Annotated in this window: 23 protein-coding genes; 21 read left to right on the top strand and 2 right to left on the bottom strand. The window is 43.6% G+C overall.

The window, feature by feature from the left end:
* Positions 1–75 precede the first annotated feature (75 nt).
* The 6 genes from gyrA (at position 76) to rpsA (ending at position 9,916) form a co-directional block, all read left to right on the top strand.
* Positions 76–2,718, top strand: a complete 2,643-nt coding sequence (gene gyrA / locus DFP79_RS03145) for a DNA gyrase subunit A (protein WP_133502496.1) — start codon at positions 76–78, stop codon at positions 2,716–2,718.
* A 132-nt stretch (positions 2,719–2,850) separates the two neighbouring features.
* Positions 2,851–3,939 (top strand): 3-phosphoserine/phosphohydroxythreonine transaminase, encoded by a 1,089-nt coding sequence (gene serC, locus DFP79_RS03150; RefSeq protein WP_133502497.1) that lies wholly within the window; start codon positions 2,851–2,853, stop codon positions 3,937–3,939.
* 3 nt (positions 3,940–3,942) lie between these two features.
* Positions 3,943–5,061 (top strand): prephenate dehydratase, encoded by a 1,119-nt coding sequence (gene pheA / locus DFP79_RS03155; RefSeq protein ID WP_133502498.1) that lies wholly within the window; start codon positions 3,943–3,945, stop codon positions 5,059–5,061.
* A gap of 74 nt (positions 5,062–5,135) precedes the next feature.
* Positions 5,136–7,352, top strand: a complete 2,217-nt coding sequence (locus DFP79_RS03160; RefSeq protein WP_133502499.1) for a prephenate dehydrogenase/arogenate dehydrogenase family protein — start codon at positions 5,136–5,138, stop codon at positions 7,350–7,352.
* 22 nt (positions 7,353–7,374) lie between these two features.
* Positions 7,375–8,058: a (d)CMP kinase gene (cmk, locus tag DFP79_RS03165; RefSeq protein ID WP_133502500.1), complete on the top strand. Its 684-nt coding sequence runs from the start codon at positions 7,375–7,377 to the stop codon at positions 8,056–8,058.
* Positions 8,059–8,257: 199 nt separating this feature from the next.
* Positions 8,258–9,916 (top strand): 30S ribosomal protein S1, encoded by a 1,659-nt coding sequence (rpsA, locus tag DFP79_RS03170; protein ID WP_133502501.1) that lies wholly within the window; start codon positions 8,258–8,260, stop codon positions 9,914–9,916.
* A gap of 241 nt (positions 9,917–10,157) precedes the next feature.
* Here rpsA and DFP79_RS03175 read toward each other — a convergent pair whose 3' ends face one another.
* Both DFP79_RS03175 and tsaA read right to left on the bottom strand, forming a co-directional pair.
* Positions 10,158–10,454 (bottom strand): hypothetical protein, encoded by a 297-nt coding sequence (locus tag DFP79_RS03175; RefSeq protein WP_133502502.1) that lies wholly within the window; start codon positions 10,452–10,454, stop codon positions 10,158–10,160.
* A gap of 2 nt (positions 10,455–10,456) precedes the next feature.
* Positions 10,457–11,173 (bottom strand): tRNA (N6-threonylcarbamoyladenosine(37)-N6)-methyltransferase TrmO, encoded by a 717-nt coding sequence (gene tsaA, locus DFP79_RS03180; RefSeq protein ID WP_133502503.1) that lies wholly within the window; start codon positions 11,171–11,173, stop codon positions 10,457–10,459.
* 242 nt (positions 11,174–11,415) lie between these two features.
* On the opposite strand from tsaA, the gene DFP79_RS03185 reads away from it, so the two are divergent.
* From DFP79_RS03185 to DFP79_RS03255, 15 genes are all read left to right on the top strand, one after another.
* Positions 11,416–12,675 (top strand): glutamate-5-semialdehyde dehydrogenase, encoded by a 1,260-nt coding sequence (locus tag DFP79_RS03185; RefSeq protein WP_133502504.1) that lies wholly within the window; start codon positions 11,416–11,418, stop codon positions 12,673–12,675.
* A complete protein-coding gene (gene nadD / locus DFP79_RS03190) occupies positions 12,665–13,342 on the top strand; it encodes a nicotinate-nucleotide adenylyltransferase (RefSeq protein WP_133502505.1) in 678 nt (225 codons plus the stop codon). The genes DFP79_RS03185 and nadD overlap by 11 nt, the downstream gene beginning before the upstream one ends.
* 13 nt (positions 13,343–13,355) lie before the next feature.
* Entirely contained in the window at positions 13,356–13,709 is a 354-nt protein-coding gene (gene rsfS, locus DFP79_RS03195; RefSeq protein ID WP_133502506.1) for a ribosome silencing factor, read from the top strand.
* Between the two features lie 10 nt (positions 13,710–13,719).
* A complete protein-coding gene (gene rlmH, locus DFP79_RS03200) occupies positions 13,720–14,187 on the top strand; it encodes a 23S rRNA (pseudouridine(1915)-N(3))-methyltransferase RlmH (RefSeq protein ID WP_133502507.1) in 468 nt (155 codons plus the stop codon).
* Positions 14,188–14,196: 9 nt separating this feature from the next.
* The gene (gene mrdA / locus DFP79_RS03205; protein WP_133502508.1) at positions 14,197–16,071 is read left to right on the top strand and encodes a penicillin-binding protein 2; all 1,875 of its coding nucleotides are present in this window, start codon (positions 14,197–14,199) and stop codon (positions 16,069–16,071) included.
* The gene (gene rodA / locus DFP79_RS03210; RefSeq protein WP_208111385.1) at positions 16,068–17,189 is read left to right on the top strand and encodes a rod shape-determining protein RodA; all 1,122 of its coding nucleotides are present in this window, start codon (positions 16,068–16,070) and stop codon (positions 17,187–17,189) included. Before mrdA ends, rodA begins: the two co-directional genes overlap by 4 nt.
* Positions 17,189–18,259 (top strand): lytic murein transglycosylase B, encoded by a 1,071-nt coding sequence (gene mltB / locus DFP79_RS03215; protein WP_133502509.1) that lies wholly within the window; start codon positions 17,189–17,191, stop codon positions 18,257–18,259. The genes rodA and mltB overlap by 1 nt, the downstream gene beginning before the upstream one ends.
* Positions 18,249–19,130, top strand: coding sequence for a septal ring lytic transglycosylase RlpA family protein (locus tag DFP79_RS03220; RefSeq protein WP_133502510.1), 882 nt, complete (start codon positions 18,249–18,251; stop codon positions 19,128–19,130). Before mltB ends, DFP79_RS03220 begins: the two co-directional genes overlap by 11 nt.
* 72 nt (positions 19,131–19,202) lie before the next feature.
* The gene (locus tag DFP79_RS03225; protein ID WP_133502511.1) at positions 19,203–20,351 is read left to right on the top strand and encodes a D-alanyl-D-alanine carboxypeptidase family protein; all 1,149 of its coding nucleotides are present in this window, start codon (positions 19,203–19,205) and stop codon (positions 20,349–20,351) included.
* Between the two features lie 70 nt (positions 20,352–20,421).
* Positions 20,422–20,724 (top strand): YbeD family protein, encoded by a 303-nt coding sequence (locus tag DFP79_RS03230; protein WP_133502512.1) that lies wholly within the window; start codon positions 20,422–20,424, stop codon positions 20,722–20,724.
* A complete protein-coding gene (gene lipB / locus DFP79_RS03235; protein ID WP_133502513.1) occupies positions 20,724–21,362 on the top strand; it encodes a lipoyl(octanoyl) transferase LipB in 639 nt (212 codons plus the stop codon). The genes DFP79_RS03230 and lipB overlap by 1 nt, the downstream gene beginning before the upstream one ends.
* Positions 21,363–21,370: 8 nt before the next feature.
* Positions 21,371–22,330, top strand: a complete 960-nt coding sequence (gene lipA, locus DFP79_RS03240; protein WP_133502514.1) for a lipoyl synthase — start codon at positions 21,371–21,373, stop codon at positions 22,328–22,330.
* Positions 22,331–22,491: 161 nt separating this feature from the next.
* Positions 22,492–23,340 (top strand): polyamine aminopropyltransferase, encoded by an 849-nt coding sequence (gene speE / locus DFP79_RS03245; RefSeq protein WP_133502515.1) that lies wholly within the window; start codon positions 22,492–22,494, stop codon positions 23,338–23,340.
* Positions 23,341–23,497: 157 nt separating this feature from the next.
* Positions 23,498–25,390 carry a biosynthetic arginine decarboxylase gene (gene speA, locus DFP79_RS03250; RefSeq protein ID WP_133502516.1) on the top strand — a complete coding sequence of 631 codons (1,893 nt, stop codon included), beginning with the start codon at positions 23,498–23,500 and terminating at the stop codon, positions 25,388–25,390.
* Positions 25,391–25,422: 32 nt separating this feature from the next.
* A complete protein-coding gene (locus tag DFP79_RS03255) occupies positions 25,423–26,466 on the top strand; it encodes an agmatine deiminase family protein (RefSeq protein ID WP_133502517.1) in 1,044 nt (347 codons plus the stop codon).
* Positions 26,467–26,694: the final 228 nt, after the last annotated feature.

Raw genomic sequence — 26,694 nt, forward strand, 5'->3', positions numbered from 1 at the left:
TGTGATATAATTTCGCGCTTATAAAAAGTTAGTAGGAAGTCATTTCGACTTCAGGCATAAGGATCGGTTGTACCTATGGGTGAATTAGCCAAAGAAATCATTCCTGTCAGTATAGAAAACGAATTAAAAGGTTCATACCTAGATTACGCGATGAGCGTTATCGTTGGGCGTGCATTGCCTGACGTGCGAGACGGCTTGAAGCCAGTGCATCGCCGTGTTTTATATGCGATGAACGAATTAAAAAATGATTGGAATAAACCCTATAAAAAATCGGCGCGTATCGTTGGTGACGTAATAGGTAAGTATCACCCTCATGGTGATTCTGCGGTTTACGAGACGATCGTTCGTATGGCGCAACCTTTCTCAATGCGCTACACATTGGTAGATGGTCAGGGTAACTTCGGTTCGGTGGATGGTGATAGCGCCGCAGCAATGCGTTATACCGAAATTCGAATGGATAAAATTTCACATCATTTATTGATGGATTTAGAGAAAGAAACCGTTGACTTTGTTCCAAACTACGACGAATCAGAAACTATGCCGGCGGTGCTGCCAGCTCGAATTCCTGGTTTGTTGGTAAACGGTTCTGCTGGTATCGCCGTTGGTATGGCGACCAATATCCCTCCTCATAATTTGACTGAAGTGATAAACGGCTGTTTGGCGTTGATCGATCGTCCAGAGATCGAAATTGACGAACTAATGGAGTTTATTCCAGGCCCAGACTTCCCTACAGGCGCTTTCATAAACGGTCGCGCGGGTATTGTAGAGGCTTACAAAACAGGTCGTGGTCGAATCTACATGCGTGCTCGTCATCATGTAGAGGATATGGAGAAAGGCAATCGTCAGTCTATTGTTTTTACCGAAATTCCCTATCAGCTAAACAAAGCAAAAGTCATTGAAAAAATTGCCGAGCTTGTTAAAGAGAAGAAGCTTGAGGGTATCAGTGAACTTCGCGATGAGTCTGATAAAGACGGCATGCGTATCGTTATTGAACTTCGACGTGGAGAAAATCCAGAAGTTGTAGTTAATAACATCTTTACCCAAACACAGTTACAAAGTGTGTTTGGTATAAATATGGTTGCCTTGGTTGATGGGCGTCCTGAATTGCTTAATCTTAAGCAGATACTTGAATGCTTCGTTCGTCACCGCCGAGAGGTAGTGACGCGACGTACTATTTTTGAATTGCGTAAAGCGCGGGAGCGCGGTCATATCCTTGAAGGTTTGGCGGTTGCACTTGCAAATATCGACCGAGTTATCGAGTTGATTCGAACGTCTCCAACTTCGGCTGACGCGCGTGAAAAACTGATAGCGGAATCTTGGCAGCCTGGCGATGTCATGGCGATGCTGGAAAGGGCGGGAGCTGACGCGTGTCGACCAGATGATCTAGGGCCTCAGTTTGGCTTCAATGATGGAGCATATTGCTTATCGCCAGAACAAGCACAAGCCATATTGGATTTGCGTCTGCATCGATTGACAGGGCTAGAGCACGAAAAACTTCTTGCTGAATATAAAGATCTTATTGAAGTGATCGCGGAGTTGCTTGAGATTCTTGGTAACCCTGACAGATTGATGCAAGTGATTTGTGAAGAGCTAGAAGCTGTACGTGACCAATTTGGTGATGAGCGCTTAACTGAGATATTGACTTCTCGTCAAGACCTTACAATTGCAGATCTTATTGACGAAGCGCCGATGGTCGTGACGATTTCTGATACTGGCTACGCTAAGTCGCAGCCGCTTGAAGAATACAAAGCACAGCGCCGTGGTGGTCGAGGTAAGTCTTCCGCTAAGATGAAAGATGAAGACCATATTAGTCATCTGCTTGTTACGAGCAGCCATGATACGGTCATGCTATTTAGTAATTTTGGTAAAGTGTATTGGTTGCGAGTCTTTGAAATTCCGGTTGCTAGCCGCACATCTAAAGGTCGCCCTATTGTCAACTTGTTGCCGTTGGCTGAGGGAGAGCATATTTCAGCGTTGCTTCCTCTTAATGATGAAATGGAAGATTCCTATATCTTTATGGCGACTGCAAACGGCACAGTGAAGAAAACAGCGGTTGAGCATTTTGCTCGCCCACGTTCAACTGGACTGATTGCATTGAGTCTTGATGAGAGCGATGAGCTTGTTGGTGTAGCGCAAACCTCTGGCGAAAACGACATTATGCTTGTATCGAGTTCGGGTAAGACGATCCGGTTTAAAGAGAGTGATGTTCGGGCTATGGGGCGTACTGCGGCAGGTGTTCGTGGTATTCGTTTGGCTGAATCTTATAAAGTTGTTTCGCTTATTGTTCCCCGTGAAGGAAGTTCGGTCTTATTCGCTTGTGAAAATGGTTTTGGTAAGCGTACTTTGACTGAAGATTTTCCAGTGTACGGTCGAGGCGGACAGGGTGTAATCGGCATTCAAGTGTCTGAACGTAACGGCCCAGTAGTGGGAGCGACTCAGGTTGATGATGCTGATGAAATCATGCTTATCTCGGATCAGGGTACATTGGTTCGTACGCGAGCATCTGAAGTTTCATGTCAGGGTCGAAACACTCAAGGTGTTACATTGATTCGATTGATGAATGATGAGCATCTTGTGGGAGTTGAGCGCGTTGTCGATGAAGATGACGAAGAGAGTGATGAAGAGGGGATGGCAGAGGCTTCAGAGGCTGAAGTCGTAACTCCGGAAGCTCCAGAGGCTGGAAGGGTAGAAGAAGAGCCTGACAGCGAAGAAGAGTAAGCTAAAGTGGCGCACAATGTGCGCCTCTTTTGTGTTGGGCGTTTGAAAAGTGTCAGGGATTTAAAGTTGGCACTTGGATGAGTCAGGGTGAATTGTTTTTTAAGCAAGTGAGATAATGGGGATATTGGCGGAATGAGTCGGTCGTTTAATTTTTGTTCTGGTCCTGCGGCGTTACCTGAGGCAGTGTTGAAAAAAGCACAATCTGAGTTATTGGATTGGCATGGTGCTGGTGTTTCTGTAATGGAAATGAGCCATAGAAGCAGTGAGTTTACTTCAATTTTGGAGTCCGCAAAAACACGGTTGATCCGCTTGTTGGATATACCAAGTAACTACGAAGTTTTGTTTGTTCAGGGTGGTGCATCCACACTGTTCGCTCAGATTCCTGCTAACTTTATTGCTGATCACACAAGTGCTTGCTACCTAGATACTGGGGCTTGGTCGGCTAAAGCGATCAAAGAGGCAAAAAAATATACAAATGTGGTTGTCTCGGGTTCGACCAAAGATAAAAATTACACGACTGTTCCGGCTTGGGATTCGTTGAATCTAGATGAAAATGCAGCATATTTGCATTTGACGCCGAATGAGACTATCGGTGGTGTTGAGTTTGACGATTTACCAGAAACGGATTTGCCTATTATTGCAGATTTGTCTTCAACAATTTTGTCTCGTTCTATTGATGTTAGTAAGTACGGCATGATTTACGCTGGTGCTCAGAAGAATGTAGGCCCAGCGGGTGTTGTTATTTGTATTGTACGAAAAGACCTTTTAGAGCGATGTGATAATGATCGCCTTCCATCCACTTGGTCGTTTGCTAATCTTGCTAAAAATAACTCAATGATTAATACGCCCCCAACCTTCGCTATTTATTTGGCTGATCTCGTGTTTGAGTGGCTTGAGGGGCAAGGTGGTGTAGAGGCTATTGAAAAGGTTAATGAAGCAAAAGCTGAGCGATTGTATCGTGCGATTGATGAGAGCAAGCTTTATAGTAACCCTATTGAACTAAAATATCGTTCTCGTATGAATGTTCCTTTTGTTTTAGCTGATGAGTCTCTTGAATCGTTGTTCTTGCAAGAATCTGAAGAGGCTGGATTAAAAACATTGGCAGGACACCGCTCTGTGGGTGGAATGCGAGCAAGTATTTACAATGCTATGCCAATGGAAGGTGTCGACGCATTGATTAAGTTTATGCAAGATTTTGAAATGCGTCATTACGGAGCCTAATGCATGCTTGATAAAACAAAGTTACCGGACACATTGCCGGGTCTACGAGACAGAATTGATGAAATTGATCAGAAAATTCAACAGCTGATCAATGAAAGAGCGATGTGTGCACAAAAAGTTGCGGATGTAAAAATTGCTGAGCAAGGTGAAGAGGCGGTTGTCTTCTACCGTCCGGAACGTGAGGCGCAGGTTTTACGTCGTGTAATGGAGCGCAATGAAGGGCCGTTAGAAAACGAAGAGATGGCGAAAGTGTTTCGTCAAATTATGTCATCTTGCCTTGCTTTGGAAAAGCCGATGCGCATTGCTTTTTTAGGGCCGGCGGGTACGTTTACTCAACAGGCGGCTCAAAAGCACTTTGGTAAGTCTATTGTTAGTGCACCTATGGCAGCTATTGATGAGGTGTTTCGCGAGGTTGAGTCAGGTGCTGCAAATTATGGCGTGGTTCCTGTGGAGAACTCTACTGAAGGCGTTGTTAATCATACGTTAGATAGCTTTCGATCCTCTCGTTTAAAGATATGTGGTGAGGTTGAAGAGCGAATTCATCATCATTTGTTGGTGAGTCCAAATATTAATGCGGATGATGTCACGCATATATACTCACACCAGCAGGCGTTGGCTCAATGTCGTGCGTGGTTGGATCGATATTGGCCGCATGCAGAACGTGTTTCTGTAAGCTCTAATGCTGAGGCTGCGCGCTTGGCATCTGAGGCGGGTCGTAACGGAAAAGCCGTTGCAGCGATCGCCGGAGAAATTGCGTGTGAGCTTTATGGATTAGAAAAAGTCTCTTCCAATATTGAAGATCACCCTGAGAATACAACACGTTTTTTGATTATTGGGCTTCAGGATGTTCCTGCAAGTGGAAGTGATAAAACGTCTTTGTTAATCAGTGCTAAAAACGAACCCGGCGCATTGTATCGCCTGCTGGAGGCATTTGAGCGACATAGTGTGGATATGACGCGTTTAGAAACGCGACCTTCGTTGTTGAGTAAGTGGGGCTATATCTTTTATATCGATTGTGTTGGACATTATTCTGATGACGCCTGTAAGGCAGTGATAAGTGAATTGCGAGATCGTGCTTCAGAAGTAAAAGTACTAGGGTCTTACCCGATCGCTGTTTTATAAAACTATTCCGAGAATATAGGTGGTCGGCGCAATGGATGGCGCCTTGATTGCCGTGGTTGAAAGTAGGTTATTGCATGCAAGACAAAATGGTGTCTGAGCATTTTGGAAATGTGTTAATCATTGGTCTGGGAATGATCGGTGGTTCCTTTGCAAAAGCGCTAAAAAATAAAGGGGTTGCTACCTTATTTGGCGCGGACCGGAGGGAGGCTGAGCTAACGCTTGGTGTTTCAACGGGCGCGATTGATTATGCCGCTCGGCTGGATGAGCAAACGATTGCTAAGATGGATGTGATTGTTTTGGCGACTCCTGTTCGTGCCATGGTGTCAGTGCTTAAAGAAATACATACCTTTGTACGACCAGATACATTGATTACTGATGTGGGCTCAACGAAAGGCAGTGTTGTTGATGCAGCAAAAGAGGTGTTTGGTTTTAGTCCGACTAATTTTATTCCTGGTCATCCTATAGCTGGGGCTGAAAAAAGCGGTGTGTTGGCTGCAAACCCTCATTTATTTGAACGTCACATGGCGATTGTCACACCTCTTCCTGAAAGTGATCCTTTTTTGCTGGATAAATTGTACAAGCTTTGGGAGGCGGTTGGTTCTGACGTGGTTGGCATGGATGTAGAGCATCATGACTATGTATTGGCTTCGTCTAGTCATTTGCCGCACCTCTTGGCGTATACACTTGTGGACACGCTTGCTAATAGTGAACGAAGTCAGGATGTGTTCAAATTTGCCGCTGGCGGCTTCCGAGACTTTACTCGTATAGCATCAAGTGACCCTGTTATGTGGCGAGATGTCTTTCTTGCTAACAAGGATGCGACATTGGCAACACTGGATCTTTTTACTGATCGCTTGTCCTTTATGAGACAGGCAATTGTGGAGGGTGATGGTGCAAGTATGTTTGGTGTATTCTCACGCGCAAAATCAGCGAGGGATCATTTTTTAAGATTATTAGAGCAGCGAACGCTTGGAGCTAAAGCGGAAGTAAAATCTATTTCTATTTCTCTTTCTTCAGTAAATGCAGTTAAAGGCTCAGTTTCTTTGATGGGTGACAAGTCATTGTCACATAGAGTCGTTATACTCGCCGCCCTTAGTGATGGTGTGAGTATTATTGATAATCTTGATCTCACGGGCAATGTGACGGTGACGGTTCAGGCGCTCCGTGATATGGGTGTGGTTATTGACGATATCGGCCTGAATCAAGTGCGGGTGCATGGGGTAGGGTTAAGAGGCTTGAAGGCGCCAATCGCGCCTATAAATGTACATTCGTCTATTACCAGTCTATACCTTTTGCTCCCAGTGTTGGCTGGGCAGCAATTTGAGGTGTCGGTTACTGCAGATGAGGCTTTGCTCAATCGACCAATATCGTCTCTATTGGCTATTTTAAGTTCGATGGGAGCAAGTGTAGAGAGTGCAGCTGCAGATTGTTTGCCTGTGACTATAAAATCTCGAGTGTCGAAATCGTTGGATATCGCATTGGCACAATTTTCACGTCGCCTTTCATCTGCTGCTATGTTTGCGTGTTTGTTTGCGCCAAGCGAGTCGCAAATTATTTTGGCGAATGATGATGGTGAGATAGATGTTGATATTCTTAAGGCGTTTGGTGCCAATGTCGAGCTTGAGGGTAAGCGATTTAAGTCAACTTCGTCAGTTTTAAGTGCTACAAATTTGACGCTTCCAGCAGATGTAAATAAAACGGCTTTGCTTTTGGCTCTTGCGTGCTTATGTCCAGGTTCAGATTTATCTATTGAAAATGCGTTAATAGGGCAAAATATCGGTAGCTTGCTCCCATTTGTTGATAAGTTGGGAGGAGATGTGGATTTTACAAAAGATGTATCATCTCAACTTCCTCAGGGGAAAGTAAAAGCGCGTTTTTCTCAATTAAGTAATTTTGAGTTGTTGCCTGAAGATACGACTCGATTGCGAGAAAGTTTGCCTGTTGTGTGTGTGTTGGCTGCATTCACAAAGGGAGTCTCTAAAATATATGGTGTGCGCAGTTTGGCGTATTACTACGAAGATCGAATAATGACAATGCTCGATGGATTGAGGCATATGGGGGTGAACGTTACGTTAGATAATGACGTGATTTACATTGAGGGTGGTAGTCCTGTTTCTGGCAGTAGTTTAGATTCGGGGGGAGATTATCATATTGCTCTCGCAATGTTGGCGTTAGGGATGCGAAGTCGTGAATCTTGTGTTGTTCACGACTGTCAGAAATTATTAGAAGAATTTACCGAATTGGAAAGCGTGATGGTGGCATTGGGTTTGCAATGTGACGTCGCACGATAAAATAAGTATATGAGGAATTATTATGATTGATCAGGCCCCAGTTATTGCGATTGACGGTCCGAGTGGCGCAGGGAAAGGAACTGTCAGTCAGTTGGTCGCGGAAAAACTGGGATGGCATTTGCTCGATAGTGGTGCGTTATATCGCTTGTTAGCTCTTGCTGTATCGCATCACGGTATGACTGCAGATGATGTTGAGTCGTTGAGAGTTTTGGCTGAGCATCTGGATATTCAGTTTGAGCAAGGTGATGAGGGTAAGGTTGATATTGTGCTTGAAGGCGAAATTGTCACTCAAGCCATTCGTACTGAGCTAGTTGGCAACAGTGCGTCAAAGCTTGCTCAGATTCCTGAGGTGCGCGATGGGCTTCTAATGAGGCAGCGTGCATTCTCTCAAGAGCCGGGTTTGGTTGCAGACGGTCGTGATATGGGGACCGTTGTGTTCCCAGATGCTCCTGTTAAGGTTTTCTTGACTGCGACGGCTGAGGAGCGTGCAAGTCGCCGCTTATTGCAGTTGCAGCAAAAAGGGGATGAGGTTGATTACGACGAATTGGTCGCGACAATAAAAGAGCGAGACGACCGAGATGCAAATCGAGCGGTGGCGCCTCTTGTTCCTGCCGCAGGAGCCTTGGTTGTAGATAGCACCGATCTTACGATTGATAAAGTGGTTGAAATGGTGCTTGCTGAAGTTAAAAAAGCAGGCATTGTTTAGTTGTCTTAATCTACTTCAATAAAATGATTGTTCTATTCTATGTATCACTTGTGCTAAAATAGTCTAGAATTTATCCAAGTCGACATTGGACCAGCCAATGTCAATGTCGCAACTATTATTAACTGACCCATATTTGCTGGTAGTGTGGAGATAGGATGTGTTTCAGTTGAAATACAGTCCTTTTTTTATAGGAAACACAATGACTCAAAGCTTCGCAGAACTGTTTGAAGAAAGCCTTAAAACCGTAGAAATGGCTCCAGGCTCAATTGTTACTGGTATCGTTGTTGACATCGACAGCGATTGGGTAACTGTTCATGCAGGTCTTAAATCTGAAGGCGTTATCCCTCGTTCTCAATTCCTAAGCGAGAGCGGCGAATTCACTCTAAACATCGGTGACGAAGTAAAAGTTGCACTTGACGCTGTAGAAGACGGCTTCGGTGAGACTAAACTTTCTCGTGAGAAAGCGAAACGTGCTGAGACTTGGGCTGTTCTTGAAAAAGCCTATGATGAGGGTGAAATCGTTACTGGTATCATCAACGGTAAGGTTAAAGGCGGCTTCACTGTTGATATCGCTAATATCCGTGCGTTCCTACCTGGTTCTTTGGTAGATGTACGTCCTATCCGTGATACATCTCACCTAGAAGGTGTAGATCTTGAGTTTAAACTTATTAAACTTGATCAGAAACGTAACAACGTTGTTGTATCTCGTCGTGCTGTTATGGAAGCTACTAACAGTGCAGAGCGCGAAACTCTTCTTTCTTCTCTTGAGGAAGGTCAAGAAGTTAAAGGTATCGTTAAGAACCTTACAGATTACGGTGCGTTTGTTGACCTTGGTGGTGTTGATGGTCTTCTACACATCACTGATATGGCTTGGAAACGTATCAAACACCCAAGCGAAATCATCGCTGTAGGTGACGAAATTGACGTTAAAGTGCTTAAGTTTGACCGTGAGCGTAACCGCGTATCTCTAGGTCTTAAGCAATTGGGTGAAGATCCATGGGTGGCTATCAAAGCTCGTTACCCAGAGGGAACTAAAGTTACTGCACGTGTAACTAACCTAACTGACTACGGTTGCTTCGCTGAGCTAGAAGAAGGTGTTGAAGGTCTTGTTCACGTTTCAGAAATGGATTGGACAAACAAAAACATTCACCCTTCTAAAGTTGTTCAAATCGGCGACGAAGTTGAGGTTATGGTTCTAGATATCGACGAAGAGCGTCGTCGTATCTCTCTAGGTATCAAGCAATGCACTCCAAATCCTTGGGAAGAGTTTGCTGGTTCTTTCAACAAAGGCGACAAAATCTCTGGCGGCATCAAGTCAATCACTGACTTCGGTGTATTCATTGGTCTTGACGGCGGTATTGACGGTCTTGTTCACCTTTCTGACCTATCTTGGGACGAAACTGGTGAAGAAGCAGTACGTCAATACAAGAAAGGCGACATGCTTGAAACCGTTGTTCTTTCTATCGACGCAGAGCGCGAGCGTATTTCGCTAGGTGTTAAACAACTTGCAGAAGATCCATTCATCGCTTTCGTTGCTGAAAACGATAAAGGTGCTGTAGTAACAGGTACTGTTTCTGAAGTAGAAGCTAAAACTGTTGTTGTTACACTAGCTGAAGGTGTTGAGGCTTCTTTGAAAGTTTCTGACATCAGCCGCGATCGTATCGAAGATGCTCGTACTGAGTTGAATGTTGGTGATTCTGTTGAAGCTGCGATCGTAAGTGTTGATCGTAAAGCTCGCACAATTAGCCTATCAATCAAGGCTAAAGACGCTTCTGAAGAGAAAGCAGCTCTTAAGTCTCACTCTGAGAAGCAGCAAGTTGAAGCGAACGGCCCAACTAGAAAACCAAAACTAATCTGACTTTTAGTTAGGTTAAAGTAGTTAGATAAAAAGCGAGCTTCGGCTCGCTTTTTTTGTGCGTGTTTGCTTGCTAAATAGAGTAGTTGTGCGTGGAAATTATTTTATGATTTTGAGGTTTTTTTTGCCTGACAATCGATTGACAAAAAGACTATACACAGAACATGTGGATAACTATGGGTATAGGTGGAGGGAAAAATTAGAAGGGGAAAAAGGGATGATTCTAGGGTAGGAGAGTGATTTTTTATCTGAAATTTGCTAAAAGAGTTTTAATGTCCTCTTCACTCCATTCTTCTTGGTCGATTAGGGATTGCAAGGCTTGGTTGTTTTGAATCTGATCCAGATTTTTTTGAAATTTCGCAAAGTGGTAGTCTTTTATTAATCTTTCATCTTCGTCAGAGCGATAGAGTCCTTTGTCGTTCTCAGTGTCTTTTGTGTTATGTTTTTGAGTGTATGTCTTCTTGTCTTGCGTTAACGAAGAAGTGCTTTTTGGTAATGTGGCGTTGCTTTGATACGCTTTAATCATATTTTTTTTTAGCATTGTTATTCCTCAATTTCAATTTCCGTTACTAAAAAGTGATCGTTTTTTGCTAGCCACTTCACATTGGAGTTCCACAATTTTACCCCATGTTGTCGATCTGTTGTGTTCGATAAATAGGACGGGCGTGGATCCTGTTCTATAACCTGCTCTATTAAAGGTAGCAGGTTTCTTTCAAATTTATTTTTGTAGGTAATTGCTTGTTGCTTAGCTTCTTCAGTAAATTTTACTGGGAAGGCTGGGGATTTTTCTGGAGCAAATCCACCACAAGCATCGGCTTGAATGTCCGCATAGGGTAAGTAAGGTTTGATGTCTATTACAGGGGTACCGTCTAATAAGTCGGCGCCATGCAGATCAATGAAAATTCTTTTGTTGTGCTTGTGTATCTTGCCTATTTTTATGACAGATAGACCGATTGGGTTGGGTCTATGGGTCGCTCTCGTTGCGAATACGCCCATTTTCGCTTTTCCGCCGAGTCGAGGGGGGCGGACTTTGGCTTTCCATTTTTCTTGGATGCATTGGTGAAAAATAAAATGGACCCAAATATGAGAGAAACCTTCTAAGCCATCTAGAGTATCTTCCCTATTGAAGGGAGGAAGAAGTTCTAATGTTGCGGTAGTCTCTTTGACGAGCCCTGGTTGCCGAGGTATTCCAAATTTTTCTGTATAGCAGGAGTGGATAATACCAATTTGATTGAATTCAAATGTAGTGGGAGAGGTCAACTTACGCTCCGGTCGTTTAATTTTGAGTTGCTTGGCAAGTTGAAAGTGGTCAAATTCTTTCCAGTGGCATTGATTCTGCTTTCGCTGTATTCACGGCGTTTTTCGATAACCAATAGAAAACTTTGTGTTAATATATTGGTTCTGGCGAGTACTCTGAATGCCGATTGCCAGTTTTAATTATGGCGCAAGCTATGTGGCAAAAGTGACCACATGTATAACGTATTTTAGGTGATTAAAAAGTTATGTCTATAGATGCTTACATGAAAGAGGTTGGGCAACACGCTCGATCTGCATCTCGCAAACTAGCGAGCGTATCAACGGAAGAAAAAAATCAAGCCTTGTTTGCTATGGCTGATGCGCTAGAGACATCACGACCCTTGCTGAAAGTTGAAAATGCAAAAGATGTTGAGAGTGGTAAAGAAAAAGGTTTAGATGCTGCATTATTGGATCGGCTGGAGCTGACGGATGCTCGTATAGACTCTATGATTGAAGGGCTAAAGCAAGTTGCCTCTCTTCCTGATCCTGTAGGCGAAATTACAGATATGGTGTATCGCCCTTCCGGTATTCATTTGGGTAAAATGCGTGTCCCGCTAGGTGTTGTGGGAATTATTTATGAGTCGCGCCCAAATGTAACAATAGACGCAGCAAGCTTGTGCCTAAAGTCGGGCAATGCCGCTATCCTTAGGGGTGGAAGTGAAGCTTATTATTCAAACCAGGCAATTGCGCATGCTGTTAAGCAAGGGCTAAAAGCTGTCGGCTTGCCTGAATATGCTGTTCAAGTGCTCAATACGACGGATCGAGATGCAGTGGGTAAATTAATCACTATGCCTGAGTTTGTTGACGTTATTGTGCCTCGTGGCGGTAAGGGGTTAATTGAACGTATCAGTAGCAGTGCCAAGGTTCCGGTTATTAAGCATTTAGATGGTAATTGTCATGTATATGTTGATGATCAGGCAGATCTAGAGAAGGCTTATGCGATTGCTTTAAATGCCAAGACTCGACGTTATGGTGTTTGTAATGCGATGGAGTCGTTATTGCTTCACAAAGACATTGCTGATGGTTTTTTGCCTAAGTTAGCGGCAGCATATGCTGAAAAAGGCGTTGAACTGGTTGGGTGTGCCGAGACTCAAAAAATTCTAACTTACATTGATTCTGCTACGGAAGAGGATTGGTATACAGAGTATCTAGCTCCGAAGCTTTCTATAAAAGTAGTGAGTGGTATTGATGAGGCAATTGATCATATTAATCAATATGGCTCTCATCATACTGACGCAATCGTGTCTCAGGATTATTCTAAAACTCGTTTGTTCATGACGGCTGTTGATTCTTCTTCGGTGATGATTAACGCTTCTACTGCATTTGCTGATGGATTTGAGTATGGTCTCGGCGCTGAAATAGGCATCTCTACGGATAAAATCCATGCTCGGGGGCCTGTGGGGCTGGTCGGGTTGACGAGTCAAAAATATGTTGTGATGGGTGACGGCCACATTCGTGATAATTGATTCTACGATGGAGTCTAATTCAAAAGGCTTAAGCAAAGGGGTCGTCATTATGGGCGGCACCTTTGATCCAATACATCATGGGCATTTGCGTAGCGCAATAGACCTTCTTGATAAACATTGTTTTAAAGAGTTAAGGTTGGTGCCATGTTATCAACCAGTACATAAAGACCGCCCCAATGTCAGTGCTTCTCAACGGCTGGATATGGTGCGCTTGTCTATAGAAAATGATCGGCGTTTATGTGTCGATGATAGAGAGATCGCCAGAGAAGGGCCGAGTTATACCATTGACACGCTCAAGGCGATACGCAAAGAAATAGGGCGCGAAGAGCCGTTGATCATGGTTCTAGGTATGGACAGTTTTCTTTCACTTCCTACGTGGGCGAATTGGAAGCAATTAACTGAAAATTGCCACATAGTTGTGGTTGCTCGTCCTGGCTGGGATTCAGAGTATATATCTGAATTAAATGCGTTTTACGAAAATCATCGAGCATTGTCTGCAATTGAGTTACAATCCGCGCCCGCAGGTAAAATTTGGCTGGAAACACTAACGCCACTGGGGATCTCGTCAAGTATGATACGAAACCTTTGTCGGCAATCATTGTCTATTGCCTATCTGTTGCCGAAAGCGGTACAAGAATACATTGAAAACAACCAACTATATAAATAGGTAATTTTGTTCTATGAGTCAAAACCAAATGCAAGCTGACGAAATTCTGTCTCATGCTGTTGAAGCACTAGAAGATGTGAAAGGTGATAAAATCACCGTTCTTGAAGTCGGCGAATTAACAGACATGATGGATTTTATGGTGATCTGTACCGGTACTTCGAAACGCCATGTTCAATCGCTGGGCCAAAATGTTGTTGAGCATTTGAAGTCAAAAGGACTTCAGCCACTAGGTAGTGAAGGTCGTGAAATGGGCAGTGAGTGGGTGTTGGTTGATTTACATGATGTTGTTGTTCATGTGATGACTGAAGAAGCTCGTTCTTTCTATGACCTTGAAAAGCTTTGGGACATAAAAACCAAAGAGCAATAGGCAAATAGATATGCGTATACGCTTGATCGCAGTGGGCACAAAAATGCCTAAATGGGTGACGCAAGGCTATGATGATTATGCTAAGCGCCTACCCAAAGACTTTGCGTTAGAACTCATAGAAATTCCGATGGCGCCACGAGGTAAGAATACGGACATTGCCAAAGCGAGAAAAAAGGAAGGGGATGCCATGCTCGATGCGATCCCCGCTGGCGATAAAGTGATTGCTCTGGAAGTGCTAGGAAAGAACTGGTCAACTGAAAACCTTGCAGAGCAAGCGCAGCAGTGGCGTATGGATGGCCATAATATTTCGCTCCTAGTCGGCGGTCCAGATGGTTTAGATCCGCGCTGTACTGCAATGGCGAATCAAGCGTGGTCTTTATCCGCGCTTACACTTCCTCACCCTATGGTTAGAGTTATTCTCGCTGAGCAGGTTTACAGGGCTTGGACGCTTATGAATAATCATCCTTATCATCGCTGAGGATGACCATTGGCTAATAAACACCATATTTTTCGAAATTATCGACAAGAGCAATCTCTTACACAGCGTAGGGTGATTTTTGCAGCCGTATTTGTGTTGCTTTTGTCATTAGTTTTGATGTCACGATTGTTTTTTTTACAAGTAGTTGAGCACGAACGGTATGTGACCAAAGCTGATGATAACCGAGTGATGTTGGTGACTGAGCCCCCACCACGGGGCCTCATCTATGATACAAATGGCGTTGTTTTGGCTGACAATCGTCCTATACACAGCTTAACGATCACCCCTGAGCGTGTTGCCGATTTTTCAAAACTCAAAAAAGAGCTGTCTGACATTCTAAATATCTCTGAAGATGAGTGGAGTGCTTACGATCAGCGCCGTAAAGAATATCGCCGTCCCTATCAATCCATTACGTTAAAATCTCAGTTAACGGATCAAGAGTGGGCACGCGTGTCCGTAGATCTCTATAAACTCGATGGTGTTCAGGTTGAAGCACAGCTGACTCGTTTTTATCCCTATGGTGAAGCATTCGCTCACGCGATAGGTTATGTTGGCCGCATTACACAAAAAGATTTACAACGAGTAGACAGTCAATCGTATCAGGGTGCGCAGTTTATTGGTAAAACTGGCATTGAAGGATTTTATGAAAGCAAGCTGTTTGGGCGCCCGGGAATATCGAAAGTTGAGGTCAATGCGCGTGGTAGGATAATGGAGGAGTTGGAGCGTCAGAATCCAGTCCCTGGGGAAAATCTGCACCTTTACCTTGATGCGCGTTTACAGCAATATGCCTACGATTTACTGGGTGACTACAAAGGCTCGGTTGTTGCATTAGATCCAAAAAATGGTGGGATACTTGCATTAGTATCAAAGCCTGGTTTTGATCCCAATTTATTTGTGCGCGGTATTTCTTCTAAGAACTATGCAGCATTAAGGGATTCGAAACGTTTACCTTTATTTAACCGTGCTCTTCGTGGAGGGTATCCTCCCGCTTCTACTATAAAACCCTTTATGGCTCTTGCCGGCCTTGAATATGGTTTTTCTTCTTGGAATGAGCGCTATTATGCAAAAGGGTACTATCAGATTAACCCAAATGGTCGGCGCTATCGTGATTGGAAGAGAGAAGGTCATGGATGGATCAACTTGGAGCGTTCCATCATCGAATCGGTTGATACGTATTATTATCAGCTAGCGCATAAAATGGGCATTACCCCTATTCATAATTTTCTCTCACAGTTTGGCTTTGGTGAACGAACCGTATTGGATCTTAATGGTGCAGGCAAAGGCCTTCTGCCGTCAAATGAGTGGAAAAAAGCCCGGTATAAAGAGTCTTGGTATCCTGGAGATTCGGTGAATGTGGGAATCGGTCAAGGGTTTATGGTGGCAACGCCGATTCAAATCGCGACAGCCGTCACTGCAATAGCTAACCGTGGGGATTATTACTCGCCCCGAATGGTTTCAACCATTGACAAGGATACGCCGGATTTTGGTCTCAAGGGTGAAGACCACAAAATTAAGATAAAGGACAGTCGGAACTGGGAGCATATGGTAAAGGCAATGCGCAGAGTGGTTACTGACTCCAAAGGAACGGCTCGCCGTTTGCAGGGAGCCTCATACTCTATTGCAGGAAAGACCGGAACCGGACAAGTCTTTAGCCTACAAGAAGACGAAGAATACGATGCGAAAAACCTAGAGAAGCGTCTCCATGATCATGCTCTTTTTATCGGTTTTGCTCCGTCTGAAAAGCCTGAGATTGTTGTTTTTGCAATCTTCGAAAATGGCGGGAGCAGTTCCAAGCCTGCGGATCTGACTAAGCAGCTGTTCGACGCCTATTTAAAGGACGATTATCCAAAGAAATATAATTATCTGAAAGGAGATCGCTCGTGAATTTGACTTGGTACGAGCGGCTCCTAAGCTTCACCAATGCGCGCCTTTGGCGCTTGACCCATGTTGATGTATTGCTTGCAGCATCTTTAGTGCTGCTTATGTCTGGTGGCTTAATTGTTCTGTATTCTGCATCCGGGCAAAATGTAGATATGGTCGAGCGGCAGATGGTGCGTTTGGCACTAGGTTTTGCAACTTGTTTGGTACTGGCTCAATTGCCGCCTAAATACATGTTAAGAGCATCCCCGCTTCTATTTGTCGGGATTGCTGGTTTGCTCATTGGTGTGCTGTTGTTTGGTGTCGGTGCGAAAGGGGCGCAGCGTTGGCTAGAAATTCCCGGCGGCCCAAGGTTTCAGCCGTCAGAAATCATGAAGATTGTCATGCCAATGATGATTGCTTGGTATTTTTCAGATCGGCCGTTGCCGCCATCATTTAAGCAGATATTTACGGTGTTGATCATCATCATCGTGCCAGTGCTTATGATAGCGAAGCAGCCTGACCTCGGCACTTCATTGCTGGTGGCAGTATCGGGGCTGTTTGTTCTATTTTTGGCCGGGTTACCATGGATGTACATACTTTCGGCAGGTGCGCTTGCTCCTGTTGCAGGCTATCTTTTGTGGCATGTGATGCATGATTACCAGCGCCAACGAGTTTTAACATTTTTGAATCCTGAAAGTGATCCGCTGGGTTCGGGTTGGAATATCATTCAATCTAAGACAGCGATCGGGTCTGGGGGAATATATGGGAAGGGGTGGCTCGAAGGTACGCAAGCTCAACTCAACTTTCTTCCAGAGAGCCATACCGATTTTATTATTGCTGTATTGGGTGAAGAGTTTGGAATGCTTGGCTGTGGCGTGTTGATATTAGCGTATCTGTTGGTTATTGCTCGTGGGTTATATATTTCAGCGACAGCTGAAGATAATTACGCTAGGCTGTTAGCGGGGAGTTTAACGCTTACCTTTTTTGTATATATGTTTGTTAATATTGGAATGGTGTCAGGGATCTTACCGGTTGTTGGAGTGCCTTTGCCTCTTGTGAGCTATGGTGGAACATCGATTATTACGATTATGGCAACGTTTGGTATATTAATGTCCATTCAAACTCACAAACGAGCTCGATAATGCAAAAAGCGGCATTTTGGATATTTTTTGTTTTTGTGATTGCGTCATGTTCGAGTGCACCGACAGATGCTTTGCAACAAAATGAGAACGAATCGAAAGAGCCTCGCTCTGAAAAAATCGTTAGTTTAGAAAAAACTAATTCCAATATTACCCATCATTACTACCTAAAAAGCGATGTTCAACGATTTGTTGAATATATGAGTGACAAGCACTCCTATGACCGAACCTTGCTTGTAAAGGCTTTCTCGTCGATTCAACAGCGCCCCCAAGTAATTAAAAAGTCGAACAATCAGCCAGAGGCAATTACGCCTTATTTTGAATACCGAAAGCGCTTTGTAAATCAAACGCGTGTTGACGGTGGTATTGCGTTTGCAAACAAATACAAACCATGGTTAATAGCAGCTCAACGAGAGTACGGTGTCGATTGGAGTATAATCGTCGCTCTTATTGGAGTGGAAACCGCATATGGTCGAATTACCGGCTCCCGTGATGTCTTTACGTCTTTGACGACGTTAGCGTTTGATTACCCAAGAAGAAGCAAGTATTTCAAAAGCGAGTTGGAAGCGTATCTCTTGCTCGCGCGTAAAGAAGGATGGGGGATTGGCAATACAAATGGCTCGTACAGTGGCGCCTTAGGCATGGTGCAATTCATGCCCAGTAATTATATGAAGTTGGCGGTAGACTTCGATAAAAACGGACATGTTGATTTATGGGGATCGCCTGCTGATGCAATTGGAAGTGCGGCAAATTACTTACGGTTTCATGGTTGGCGTCCGAATAAAGAGTGGGTGGTTGATGCAGATGTTATGAGTGTGAAAAGTGTTGCGTCGCTCGCGAATAAGGGTAGAAAGCCTGTTTACGCTCTCGAAAAATGGGAAACCTTAGGCGTGTATTCTAAGTCAATAAGTCCTGATAAAGCGGGGTTGATTAAATTGCGTTCGGGGCCGGATCAGGTTAGTTATTGGTTGGCGTTTGAGAACTTTTTTACAGTGATGGATTACAACCCAAGTAGGCGCTATGCCATGTCTGTAATTGAACTAGCGAATAGGTTAAAGGTAAATGGGCTGTAACAGATTACTTATCGTTGTAATTGCACTGCTGATGCTCAGTGGTTGTATGAGCAGTAAACACATTAACGGCAACAGTGCTTCGACAGTTGATCTTGATAAAGCATCGGGAGGTGGTAGGTATTCGATCCTTCAAGACCACGGTCCGTCATCGGATGTAAAAGTGGATCATCTTCCGGATTTGGTGCCGAAATGGGAACCCAAGAGTCGTGGTGGGAATAAAAGCCCCTATGTTGTTTGGGGGGAAAAGTATTATGTCATGAAAAGCGCTGAGGGTTATAAGGCGCAAGGTACCGCTTCATGGTATGGCAAAAAATTTCATGGTCATAAAACATCTAATGGCGAAACGTACGATATGTATGCGTTTTCCGCAGCCCATAAAAACTTACCATTACCGACGTATTTAAAGGTCACAAATATCGACAATGGCCGCTCAGTGATTGTTCGTGTAAACGACCGCGGCCCTTTCCATGGTGATCGTTTAATTGATTTGTCGTATGCCGCCGCAGTGCGTTTGGATTATCATAAGAAAGGGCTGGCTAGAGTAAAAGTTGAAGCGATTACTCCCAAGCAAGGTCAGTCTAGCAGTGTGAAATCAACCAAGAACGCAGCCGTTACTCAGCCTATTGTTAAGACAAATTTCTCTCATTTACAGTTGGGTGCGTTTAGCGCACAAGATTCTGCCGAATCTCTTAAAAATTCCCTTATTGAGCATTTTGATACACAGATTAGTGTTCAAGTTAGAGCAGACAGTTCTGGACTTTATAAAGTACTAGTAGGCCCTTATAATTCCTCGGATGCGCTCACAAAATGGCAAGCTAAATTAGAAAATGCGGGTTTTGCAAAAAGTGTAAAAGTTGCGTTATCTCCCTGAAGTACTAGAGCATGTTTAGTTGTTCAAGTATTATTTTCTTCACATATTAATTGTTAGGTAATGTTCTAGAATATGAAACGACTTATTGGAATTTTATTAGCGTTTGCCGGTCTTTTCTCCTTTGAGGCGAACGCTGCGCCTTCTTTGATCCCAGCGCCTCCACAATTGTCAGCCAGCAGCTATATTTTAATGGATGCGTATACGGGTGAAATTCTTGTGGAGCACAATGCACAAAAAGAGTTGCCCCCCGCGAGTTTGACTAAACTTATGACGGCCTATATTGCAGATTATGAAATGGCCCGAGGCAATATTTCAAATGACGATCAGGTTCGAGTGAGTGAAGCGGCTTGGCGTATGAAAGGTTCTCGTATGTTTATCCGTGAGGGAACGCGAGTACGCTTGGAAGATTTGATGCGCGGTATCATTATTCAATCAGGTAATGATGCGAGTGTAGCGGTTGCCGAACATATTGCAGGAGCGGAAGGTGCTTTTGTTGATTTGATGAATCAACATGCGCAATTGTTGGGAATGAAAAACACGCACTACCAAAACTCTACGGGTTTCCCTGCAGAAGGTCACTATTCAAGTGCGTATGACATCGCCTTGCTATCGCGTGCGAAGATTCTCCAGTTTCCAGAAAGCTATAAAATGTATTCTGAAAAGTACTTTACCTACAATGATATCCGCCAACCAAATCGAAATAAGCTACTTTGGCGTGATAAAACGGTAGATGGCCTAAAAACAGGGCACACTCAAGCTGCGGGTTATTGCCTTGCTGCATCCGCTATCCGTAATGGTACGCGTTTGATCAGTGTTGTTATGGGCACATCGTCTGATGAAGCACGAGCAACAGAATCACAAAAATTAATGAATTACGGTTTTCGCTACTATGAAACCCGCAAACTGTACAGTGCTGGGCAAGTCATCAATAAAGCGAGAGTATGGGGCGGTGCAACGGATTCTGTAAACGTTGGCTTTACGGAAGATGTACTGGTAACCATGCCGCGCCAGCAAGCGGACTCTATTCCTGCTACGCTAGATTTAGCGCCAGTTATTGAAGCGCCGATCAAAGCAGGCGACGTATTAGGTAAGGTGATAGTCGGTCAAGAAGGCAATGTTTTATTGGAACGAGATGTTGTTGCCCTTGAGTCTGTGGAAGAAGGTGGCTTCTTTAAGCGCTTATTTGATAAAATTAAGCTGTTCTTTATGAATCTGTTTTAATTGTTGCTACAAAGTGAAAAAGGAAACCGGTTTAGTGTTTCCGTTTCATCTTACCAATAGAGAAATATAAATGGCTTTGATTACAAAAAATGGGACGCCAGCTAGCTCAACGGAGGCGCCTAAAATTGAGTTTCCGTGTGCAAACTACTTAATAAAAGTAGTTGCTCTTGATATTGACGGAGGCTTTGAGCAATTGGTTAATTGCTTGAACGAACTGGTTCCAGACTTAGATTGCTCAACAATAACGAATAATCGTTCTAGTAAAGGACGTTTTATTAGCTATAGCTTTAGAATTAATGCCCAAAGTGAAGCGCATCTTGCTGAGCTGAACGTTGCTCTCAAGGCAATTGAATCGATCAAGATGGTTATGTAATGTCGAAAGAGCTGATTGTTCGAGATATTGGTCTAGTAGAGTATGAATCGACGTGGGAGGAAATGAAAAATTTCACCCAAACACGTACAAAAGACGATCCTGATCAGATCTGGTTGCTTGAGCATCCACCTTTATTTACGCAAGGCCAAGCAGGAAAAGAAGAACATCTTATTGAGACAGGTGATATACCGGTAGTTCAGGCTGATCGCGGTGGACAGGTTACCTATCATGGTCCTGGGCAACTTATAGCCTATGTTATGATCGATTTAAAACGTCTCGGGATTGGTGTCAGAGATTTGGTTTCAACACTTGAGAACTCTGTTGTTGCTGTCTTGAAAAAATACGGTATTGATGCCTACCCAAAACCGGATGCTCCGGGTGTTTATGTTAATGAAATGAAGGTGTCCTCGTTAGGGTTACGCGTTCGTAGAGGTTGTTCATTCCATGGGTTAGCACTTAATGTTGACATGGATTTGACACCTTTTTTGCGTATTAATCCTTGCGGTTATCAAGGGCTCCAAATGATTGATATGAAACGTCTCAATTCAACAGTCTCTATGGCGAATGTTAAAGAAGACATGGCGTCAGAGTTGGCTATACATCTCGGATACAGTACTCCGACGATACTGAAAGGGTAAATGAATAAATGAATACAGAACGCAAACGAGTTGTCCAAGGCGAGAAGCTTCGCGGCGCTGATAAAATGGCTCGTATCCCGGTCAAAGTTATTCCTACAGAAGAGATTCCGCGTAAGCCAGATTGGCTGCGCGTCAGAATTCCTGCTTCACCTGAGATTGCGCGAATAAAAAGTACATTACGTGAGCATAAACTGGCATCTGTATGTGAAGAGGCGAACTGCCCTAATTTAGGTGAATGTTTTAGTAACGGTACGGCGACTTTCATGATTATGGGCGACATTTGTACACGTCGTTGTCCTTTCTGTGACGTTGCTCATGGTAGACCAAATGCGTTGAACGAAGACGAGCCTAAAGAGCTTGCGGCTGCAATTCGGGATATGCGATTAAAGTACGTTGTGATTACGTCGGTAGATCGCGATGATCTTAGAGATGGTGGTGCACAACATTTTGTTAATTGTATTGATGAGACGCGCGCATTGTCGCCAAATATCGAAATAGAAACGCTCGTACCGGATTTTCGTGGTCGTATGGACGTTGCTATCGATGTTTTGACTCAGTCTCCTCCTGATGTGTTCAACCACAATTTAGAGTCTATTCCTCGTTTGTACCGTCAGGTACGTCCAGGATCAGATTATCAGTGGTCGTTGGATCTTTTGAAGAACTTCAAGGAACGTTGCCCAGATGTTCCCACTAAGTCAGGATTGATGGTGGGTATGGGTGAAACTTTTGAAGAGATTGTTGAGGTTATGAAGGATCTTCGTGCGCACAACGTCGAAATGTTGACCATCGGTCAATACTTGCAACCTTCTAAGCATCATTTCCCAATGGATCGCTTTGTTCCACCGGAAGAATTTGAGCGTTATGAAGAAGTCGCTAAAGAGCTTGGGTTTACCCACGCGGCTTGTGGTCCCTTGGTTCGATCGTCTTACCATGCGGATAAACAAGCTCACGGCGAGCGAGTTTCGTAGTTCAAATATACGACAAAAAAAGGAACGGGGTGATGGAAATAGAGCTTCCATCATGCCGTTTTTTTATGGAACAAAGATAAAAAAATACTTACTTTTTTAATTATGTGTTCAGCTGTGAAAAATAGTAAACAGTTGAATATACTTCCTAGGGGGAATGAATAATGGATAAGCGTACGCTTCGCGAGACACTGCACAAAGGTTATGGTCAAAGCTTCGATGTGGATCAAGTCTTCTTTGAGCTTGATACGGATCATCAACATTTGATTATTTTCGAGAATGAAACGTTTGGCCGAATCATGGCTCTTGATGGTGTTATTCAAACAACAGAGCGAGATGAGTTTGTATACCACGAAATGATGGCGCATGTGCCAATGTTTGCGCATGGAAATGCAAAACGAGTGTTGATCATTGGTGGAGGTGATGGCGGTATGCTTCGTGAGGTGTTACGTCACCCAGAAGTGGAGCATGTTACTCAAGTAGAAATTGACCAAGCAGTCATTGATATGTGTACTGAATATCTTCCAAACCACTCGGCCGGCGCTTATGATAATCCGAAAGCAAATGTCGTGATTGCTGATGGTGTGGATTTCGTAAACGAGACGACAGAAAAATACGATGTAATCATCTCTGATTGTACTGACCCTATCGGTCCGGGCGAAGTGCTGTTTAGCTCAAAATTCTACGAGGGCTGTAAGCGCTGCCTAAATGAAGGCGGTGTGTTCGTTGCTCAAAACGGCGTGAGCTTTATGCAAATTGATGAAGTATCAACAACAGCGAAAAGGCTGTCTCCGTACTTCACTGATGTTTCCTTCTATTCAGCGTCCGTTCCAACCTACGTTGGCGGTATCATGACCTTTGCATGGGGTACAGATCAAGAGTCGCTAAGGCAGTTAAATTCGGCTGTAATCAGAGAGCGTTTTGAGAATGCTGGATTCAAAACACGTTTTTATACCCCAGAATTGCATGCTGCTGCGTTTGCGTTACCACAATACGTAATGGACGCCATTTAAATCGTTATATTCTAAAAAGCCTCAATGTACTCGTAGCTGAACTAAAAAGTTTATATGCGTTGTTAGGCTTGGGAGCGGAATGTTGAGGCTTTTCATTCCGCTTTAATTATTTTATTCAGCTCAATGATTAAAGAGCGGAATCTGTGTGAGTTTATCTATGAATCAATGGTCTGTTAAAGATTCAATTGAGCTGTACAATGTTGATCATTGGAGCGGCGGTTTTTTTTCTATTAATGACAAGGGTCGTGTATCTGCTTTGCCTGATAGGCAGCAACAGGTGGATTTAACGGAGCTGGCTAAAGCTTTAAAAGACCAAAATATTTCTTATCCTTGTTTGGTTCGTTTTCCAGATATTCTTCACTCTCGAGTCGAGAGGATTTCGCAATCGTTTTGTGAGGCCATCGACCATTATAAGTACAACGCTGATTACGCAATTGTTTACCCGATAAAAGTAAACCAACAGCGTCGTGTGGTCGAGGAGATTACAAGTTGCCGCCCCGATAATTCCTCAAAAGTGGGCTTAGAGGCAGGAAGTAAGCCTGAATTGATGGCTGTGTTGGCGATGCATCAAAGTGCTGATGGCATTATTGTATGTAATGGCTACAAAGACAGACAGTTTATTCACCTTGCCCTAATGGCCGAAAAAATGGGACACCAAGTGTTCCTAGTAGTAGAAAAATTCCACGAACTGGAATGGATTATAGAAGAAGCTAAGCGGCTAGATGTGGTTCCAAGAATTGGTATCCGAATTCGTTTGGCATCTACGTGTTCAACACATTGGGGAAACAGTGGCGGCGAAAAGTCCAAATTTGGCTTAACAACCTCACAATTGTTGCGTTCTGTTCAATTGCTTAAAGAAGAGAACATGATCCAATGTCTTGAGTTAATCCATTTCCACTTAGGATCTCAGATAACCCGAATTAGGGACATTCAAAATAGTCTTAAGGAATGTGCTCGCTATTACTCCGAACTGCATCTAATGGGTGTGAATATCCAGTGGGTTGATGTAGGAGGTGGGCTCGGTGTTGATTACGAGGGAACTCGCAGTCAAAGTGCTTACAGTGCAAATTACAGTATCAGTGAATATGCGAACAACGTCGTTTTTGCGTTTCACAATATTTGTGAACAGTACGACCTGCCGCACCCTAATATCATTTCTGAATCGGGCAGAGCAGTGACGGCTCATCACGCGATGATTATTGCGGATGTGTTTTCTCACGGTGTGGAGCAGCTTCCTATTTCAACGCCTTCACCAAACAGCGAATTAGAAATTCAGCGTCTTTGGCAGTCTTATGAAGCATTAAAAGGGGAGTATTCAGATAAACGCTCGTTGGTTGAGATTTATCATGATCTAGTCGATGACTTCAATGATAGTCTTACTTTATATAACCATGGTCAACTAACACTAGAGCAGCGCGGACTTGCAGAAAACCTTTTCTTATCTGCATGTCGGTTATTATTGCCGAAGTTAAGCAGTCGAAATCGTGGTCATAGGCCGGTCATTGATGACCTAAATGAAAGGCTCGCAGAAAAGCTATTTGTAAATGTCTCGGTGTTTCAATCGATGCCTGATGCGTGGGGAATTGATCAAGTTTTCCCAGTGTTGCCTTTACAAGGTCTTGATCAAGCGCCGAGTTATAGAGGAAAAATACAAGACGTTACTTGTGATTCGGATGGTTGCTTATATCGCTATGTCGATGGTGAAGGGCTTGAGTCATCTCTTCCATTGCCACCGCCGCCTAAAGATGAAGATTACTTAATGGGCTTCTTTATGGTGGGCGCGTATCAGGAAACATTGGGAGATCTTCACAATTTATTTGGGGACACCTGTTCTGTTGATGTCTACTTAACAGAAAACTCTTTTAAAGTTGAGCATGTCCTTCATGGCGACAGTGTTCAGGATGTTCTAAAGTATGTAAGTTACAATGATCAAGAATTGTTAAAACGTTACGAAGATAAAGTAGCGCATAGCCTTTTGAACAATAATGAGAAGTTGGCGTTGCTTGATACATATAAAAAAGTACTGAAAGGATCAACGTATTTGACGTAAGGTTTTTCTATCGTATAAACAAGTGAGCATATATGGTCGAAATAGAAACAACGGTACGACTCCCAGCGGATTGGGAGTCTCATACTCGAAGCTGGATTATTTGGCCCTACCAAGAAGAATTTTCGGGCGAACAAATTTGTAAAATAAAGGCATGTCTAAAACAGCTAGTACAGACAATATTAAAGTACGAGCCTGTAACCGTTATTGTTCGACCAGAAGACGCAGATGAAATTCAAAATGTGTTTGATTTTTCATCTGAGATTGCTCCGGATATAGAGATACATTCTACCGAGCTCACATGGGCTAGAGATTTTATGCCTTTGTTTGTGGAAGATGGAAAAGGTGGGGTGACAGCAATCGGCTGGCACTTTAATGCGTGGAGTAAGAAATCTAAGTCTAACCATGAGCCTTATACCATGAGTGACTGGTTTTCTGAAGTGACTTGTGAAACGGTAAATACCTCTTCGATTAATGATATCGACAAACTTCATAGTCTAGGTTGTATTCAATCCGACGGTGAGGGAACGTTGCTTGTCACAAAGCAAAATATGCTCGAAGAGTATCAGGATGATGCTTTAACCGAAGCAGACATTGAATCGATTCTTAAGCGGGAATTGGGAGCGGAAAAGGTCATTTGGCTCGAAAATGGAATTTGGGGCGATAATCTAGCTCAGGGCCATGTAAGTGGCCTCGCTTCTTTTGCTTCGCCAGGCGTTGTGGTAACGATGTTTAGTGAGGATTCGGATCATCCAAATACAGATGCGTTCTCGCAGAACAAACAAATCCTTACTTCTTCTACTGATGCCAAAGGTCGATTGATCGAGGTGATCGAAATCCCTCAGCCTATGACCGTATTATGGGAAGATAAACCGCTACCATTATCATACGTTAATTTTTACCCTGTGAAGGGCGCGATCTTGGTTCCTGTTTTTGATGATCCGCATGATGAGAAGGCATTAGAAGTGTATAGAACTCTTTTTCCAAATTTGGACGTTGTGGCAATAGAGGCACTACCATTTTTCCGCAACGGAGGAGGTCTTCACTCGCTGCTAGCCCCTCAGCCCTCAATACAGTGAATTGCATTTTTCAGATTCGCAAGCTGAGTAGATTTGGGGGGTAAGCGTTACGGAGTGAGTGCAAAATTACGAGATGTACGTTCATTTTTAGCTGAAAAATGCAAAAAAAAGCCCACTTAATTAGTGGGCTGAAATTGCTGTCCTTTACGTCAAAGCCAAAGGGGAAGCGATGACGATTTAGCATAATTGGCACGACGATCTAAAAAAATGTACGATCAATGAAGACTG

Origin of the sequence: Marinomonas balearica (assembly GCF_004362145.1) — a bacterium.
GTDB lineage: Bacteria > Pseudomonadota > Gammaproteobacteria > Pseudomonadales > Marinomonadaceae > Marinomonas > Marinomonas balearica.